Source organism: Arthrobacter sp. Hiyo1 (assembly GCF_001263615.2).
In the GTDB taxonomy this organism is placed as follows: Bacteria; Actinomycetota; Actinomycetes; order Actinomycetales; family Micrococcaceae; genus Arthrobacter.
In genome coordinates this window covers 761,154-765,754 of sequence record NZ_DF952469.1, presented here as the reverse complement: position 1 = coordinate 765,754, position 4,601 = coordinate 761,154, and the positions used below count along the sequence as shown (strand labels likewise).

The window sequence follows — 4,601 nt, the reverse complement described above, 5'->3', positions numbered from 1 at the left end:
CGGGTGCTGGCGTTAGGCTGGCCCGCATGAGAGAGCAAATAACCGTGGTGGCCGCCCACGGCGGCCACCTCCCGGAGCTCGGCACCATCCGCTCGAACATCGGCGGTTGGGCCCAGTTGAGCGTGGTGCAGTATTTCGTGGCCGAATCGGCGGTGATCGAAGCCTGGCGGGCCCCGAACCTTACGACCGCCGGACCGGGTTCATCAGTGATCTTGGCGCGCTCAAGTGCGGGGTCTACGAGCACCGCGACGTCTGTTCGCCCCTGCATCTGCTCATGAATGCCTCCTTCGTAGTGCAGGGCCTGGGCATGCTTTTCGGGGCGATCCTGCTGAGTTCGGCGCTCCTGTGCATTGCGGCCCGTCCCGGCGTGCGGATCCTGCAGGGTGCCGCCTACCGCAAAGCGCGGCCCACCGCCGTCGCGGTCCGGTTCCTGGCGGGTGTCTCCGGGCTGGGAACTGTGGTTGTTGGGTTTGTGCCGGAAGACCTGGGTTCACCCTTCCATCTTGCGGGCGCCCTGATGTTCTTTATCGGTGGAGCATCCGCACTGTTGCTCCTCGGGCTGCTCTGGCTGCCGCATACAGCGATGAGCTGGTTCATCCTGGCGTGCGGGACGTTGACGCTGGGCGCCTTGGTGGTCGGCGGCCTGACACGGATGGATGTCCCCGAACCGGGAACCCTGGAACGACTGATGGCCTATCCGGTCACGATCGGATTTTCCGCCGCGGGACTTGTGGTGGCGCAACGGGTCCGGGAAGTACGGCGAACGGCGGCGCGGCTTGCGAAACGATGAGTTTTCGCGGGTAGCCTCATGTCAGCGGGTGGGCAATCTTTGCATTATCATGAGTGCACTCACCGGAATGGCGCCGGGCTGAGGGTTCCATGCAGTCTTGGCGCAGATTAGATTGACCGACACGGCAGAACATAGGACCCATGACTCATCAGCTTGTTCTGCGTCGTCCGGGACACGCAGGCGATACATCCCCCATAAAGGCAGCATCCCACCCCTCGGGTAATGGCCTTCGGGACCTTCGCGGGCCGATCGCCCGACGGCGGCAGGTGGCGCGGCGATGAGCTCCCAGACACTCCCCGCCCGGGATTCGCGGATTCCCGATGATGCCCTGGATGCTTCGCCTGAAGACGTGATGGTCCCTGCCGATCAGATCACCGTTGACTTGGCGGAGGACGGCATTATCGAGGTCACCCTGCCACCGAACAGCGTAGTCCGCTCACCCGAAGCCCAGGCGGCCGCGGCGGCTGTTCGTATGTTTGCGGACGGACGGCGGCTCCCGCTTCTGCTCAGGGTGACCGGAGTACTGTCCGTCACCGACGACGCGCGCCTGACCTACACGAATTCCGTGGCTATTTCGGCCTGCGCCCTCTTGGGGGAGAGCCCGGTGGACCGGGTGATTGCACACTTTCTCCTACGCGCGAAGCCAGGCTCCCTTCCGGGACGGTTCTTCACGTCCGAGGCGGAAGCCCGTGACTGGTTGAGAGAGCACCACCGTGAATCATGAGCCAGGACCCGCGGCTGCTTGCCCTCGTTGAAGGGGTGGTCCGGATCGCGGACGGAGACCTCAGCACGAGGATCCCGGTCTCCGGCCCGCGTGACGAAGTGGCTGCCGTCATCACTGGGATCAACCTCATGGCCGACGATCTTCAAGCCATTTACCAGGAGCTCGAGGAGCGGGTCGAAAGCCGGACTGCCATGCTGCGCGAGGCCCAGATCGAACTCGAAAGGATGGCGCTCACTGATCCGCTGACCCAGTTGGCGAATCGCACGGCACTCGAAAGGGCGCTGAACCATGAACTCGTCGAATCCGAGCGGGGTGAGCTCCCGCCCGCGTTGCTCGTTTTGGACTTGAACTCATTCAAGGGGATCAACGACACTCTGGGGCACGGCGCCGGGGATACCGTCTTGAAGGTTACCGCCAGGCGCTTGCTCGCAGCGGTCCGCGACACTGACATGGTGGCGAGGCTCGGCGGGGACGAATTTGCCGTGATGCTGCCCAAATCCAATGCGGCGCATGCGCGTGGCGTTGCCAAGCGGATCCTTCGGGCCGTCGGTGAGAGCATCGACATCGGCGAAGTCCGGATCATCTGTGGAACCAGCATCGGGCTCCGGGTCGCCGAACCAGGGCAGTCCGTGGACGACCTCGTCATGGAAGCCGACACGGCCATGTATGCGGCAAAGGCCGAGCAGGGGAGCAGCGTCAGGGTTTTCGAACCGGCTTTGTTGTACGCGCGCCGGCTCCAAGGACTCATGATCTCGGAACTGCGTGAAGCCATCCGGACAGATCAGCTGGTCCTCCATTTCCAGCCTGTTGTCGAGTTGGCCTCGGGGCGGATTGAAGGCGCTGAAGCGCTGGTGCGGTGGAACCACCCCGATAGGGGATTGTTGATGCCGGATGCATTCATCCCGTTGGCCGAGGAAACCGGCATCATCATCGATCTTGGCTATTGGGTTCTCCGGCGGGCGATGCAGCAATTGCGCGAGTGGCAGGACGGTCCGGGCATGGACGAAGACTTCAGCATGCGGGTCAATATTTCCACCACCGAATTGCAAAGCCTGGAATTGATCGAGCATGTGCGGGAAGTGCTCGCCGAAACCGGAGTGGAGGCATCCAAGCTGGTCATCGAGCTCACGGAGTCAATGGCCGTGAACGGAAGCGACATCGACAAATACTCTCTGACCGGCCTCCGGCGACTCGGTATCCGGCTGGAAATCGACGACTTCGGGACTGGCTATTCGTCCATCAGCTACCTGCGCAGCCTTCCCGTCAACGTGGTCAAGATTGACCGCTCCCTCATCCAAGGGCTGGGCACGGACGACAAGGAGCGGGCCTTTGTGGCGGCTGTTCTCCAGCTCATTCACGCCTGCGGGATGCAGGCTGTTGCCGAGGGTATCGAAACGGCGGAGCAGGCGGCTGAGCTTGCCCGCCTGGGCTGCGCCAGTGGCCAAGGGTATTACTTTGGCCGGCCCATGGCGGCGGATAAATTCGCGGAACTGTTGCGAGGCACCTGAGCATGCCTCCTCCCGGCAACGGAAGACGGGCAGCGGAAAGGCACCGGACCTTGGGTCCGGTGCCTTTCAGGTATTGCTAGTTGGAGGGAGTGGAGTTGGTGGCGGAGTTCGGCCACCAGCCAGTCGCCTGAGGCGAACCCTGAGTGGTGGAGTTCGGCCACCAGCCAGTGGCCTCTGCCGAGTTCTGTGCGAAGTTCGGCCACCAGCCCGTGGCTATGGACGAATCCTGTGACGGGCTCTGGCTGCTGGCGGACACAGCTGCCGAGCCGGTAATTCCTGCGAGCAAGATTGCTGCTGCCGCGAGGAGCGCGGCGAGAGTTCTTTTCATGCGAAAGCTCCTGATGATATGTGACTGATGCGACTGGAGTGAACGAAGTGAAGCACGCTCATTATAAGAGTAACGACACGCCGTGTCATCAGTGTCCGTCCGGACGGTGGAGAAACATGCTAAACGCTCGCCCGAATCATGGGCGGAGTGTCTCAGGGACATAATGGAGCCATGGGAGAAAAGAAGGTTGCGCCGTCGTACGCCGCTGCGGAACTGCAAGCGAGGGGTCACCGGGCCAGCCATGACTTCGCCAAGGCTGCCGATGGTGCGCGCTCGGCCGCCGATATTGCCCTCGATGAGGGCGATTCCGCCGGATGGTGGAACATGACTTTCCTCCAAGCGGAGAATCTTCTCGACGCAGGTGATTTCGCTGCCAGCACTGCGCTGGCGAGATCCCTTTCCGAGGCATCGTTGGCTGTCGCCTCACCCCAGCACCGGGCCCGGGCACTCATCTTGATGGCGAACTCCCTTCGGGGTGAAGGGCTGTTGGAGATGGCCACCTCGGCTGCGGCGTCGGCAGTTGGACTGGTCGATGATGACGCAGACATGGAAATCGACGTCCATGCGCGGCAGGCACTGATCGCCGCGTTTGGCGAGTCCGGCAAACTGGAGGAGGCGTGGGAGGAGTGCCTGTCCCTCTCGGCGAGAATTTCTGATGAAATGGATGACCAGTTGGCCGGCAAGGCGTACTGGGTCATCGGGAATGTGGCGTTCCTCTGCGACAAGGTAGCTGAAGGCCTCCACTACCATGAGCTTGCCGCGGAAACCTTTTCCCCTTCGCGGAACCTTGATGTCTGGGCCAAGTTCAACAAAGCCTCGGCCGCGATGAGGCTGGCCGCTGAAGTGGCCGATGCGGCCACCCTTCGGTGCATTGAACGGGCGGAGCTTGCCACGGATGTCGTCGGCGGCAGCGAAGAGGAAATTCTCCTGCTTCGCCTCAACCGCGCGCATTGGAACTACCTGGCAGGAGACGCCGGGGCGGCGCTTGAGCTGCTGAACGAAATCAGTCGCAGCGCTGACCAACTGCCCGCGCAGATGGCAGGCGAGGTATTCCTCTTGATGGCGCGGGCCCAAGCCGGTACCGGGAACAAGCAGGCGGCGAAAGAAAGCCTGGTCGAAGCGGCCGATCGCTTCGAGAAAGCCGGCGCCCACCAGCGTGCCTCCAAGCCCGGGAGATGCTTGAGCCGGGGGCCTGATTCGGAAGCCCGATTCTGGGCCAGGGTAGCGCGTGCGGGCGTTGGCTGCGTTCGG

Annotated in this window: 6 protein-coding genes; 5 read left to right on the top strand and 1 reads right to left on the bottom strand. The window is 62.9% G+C overall.

All coding sequences use genetic code 11. The annotated features are described in order from the left end of the window. Window positions 1-26: 26 nt before the first annotated feature. The 4 genes from AHiyo1_RS27885 to AHiyo1_RS07820 all read left to right on the top strand — a co-directional run bounded on the left by AHiyo1_RS27885 (window position 27) and on the right by AHiyo1_RS07820 (window position 3,022). Complete coding sequence (locus AHiyo1_RS27885) at window positions 27-278, top strand: hypothetical protein (RefSeq protein WP_340639297.1); 252 nt, start codon at window positions 27-29, stop codon at window positions 276-278. Then, window positions 164-790, top strand: a complete 627-nt coding sequence (locus tag AHiyo1_RS07830) for a DUF998 domain-containing protein (RefSeq protein WP_445286200.1) — start codon at window positions 164-166, stop codon at window positions 788-790. Before AHiyo1_RS27885 ends, AHiyo1_RS07830 begins: the two co-directional genes overlap by 115 nt. 277 nt (window positions 791-1,067) lie before the next feature. Continuing rightward, window positions 1,068-1,514, top strand: coding sequence for a DUF7793 family protein (locus tag AHiyo1_RS07825; RefSeq protein WP_059388180.1), 447 nt, complete (start codon window positions 1,068-1,070; stop codon window positions 1,512-1,514). Further along, entirely contained in the window at window positions 1,511-3,022 is a 1,512-nt protein-coding gene (locus AHiyo1_RS07820) for a putative bifunctional diguanylate cyclase/phosphodiesterase (RefSeq protein WP_059388179.1), read from the top strand. Before AHiyo1_RS07825 ends, AHiyo1_RS07820 begins: the two co-directional genes overlap by 4 nt. 76 nt (window positions 3,023-3,098) lie before the next feature. On the opposite strand, the gene AHiyo1_RS07815 is transcribed toward AHiyo1_RS07820, so the two are convergent. Beyond that, window positions 3,099-3,350, bottom strand: coding sequence for a hypothetical protein (locus AHiyo1_RS07815; RefSeq protein ID WP_113990593.1), 252 nt, complete (start codon window positions 3,348-3,350; stop codon window positions 3,099-3,101). Between the two features lie 171 nt (window positions 3,351-3,521). Between AHiyo1_RS07815 and AHiyo1_RS24560 the strand changes: the two genes are divergently transcribed. Next, a partial coding sequence (locus tag AHiyo1_RS24560; RefSeq protein ID WP_059388177.1) for a hypothetical protein occupies window positions 3,522-4,601 on the top strand: 1,080 nt, incomplete at its 3' end.

Bases quoted from the DNA above. Each gene is read 5' to 3' on its own strand.
- AHiyo1_RS07825 (WP_059388180.1), top strand. From the start codon at position 1,068: ATGAGCTCCCAGACACTCCCCGCCCGGGATTCGCGGATTCCCGATGAT.
- AHiyo1_RS07820 (WP_059388179.1), top strand. From the start codon at position 1,511: ATGAGCCAGGACCCGCGGCTGCTTGCCCTCGTTGAAGGGGTGGTCCGG.
- AHiyo1_RS27885 (WP_340639297.1), top strand. From the start codon at position 27: ATGAGAGAGCAAATAACCGTGGTGGCCGCCCACGGCGGCCACCTCCCG.
- AHiyo1_RS07815 (WP_113990593.1), bottom strand. From the start codon at position 3,350: ATGAAAAGAACTCTCGCCGCGCTCCTCGCGGCAGCAGCAATCTTGCTC.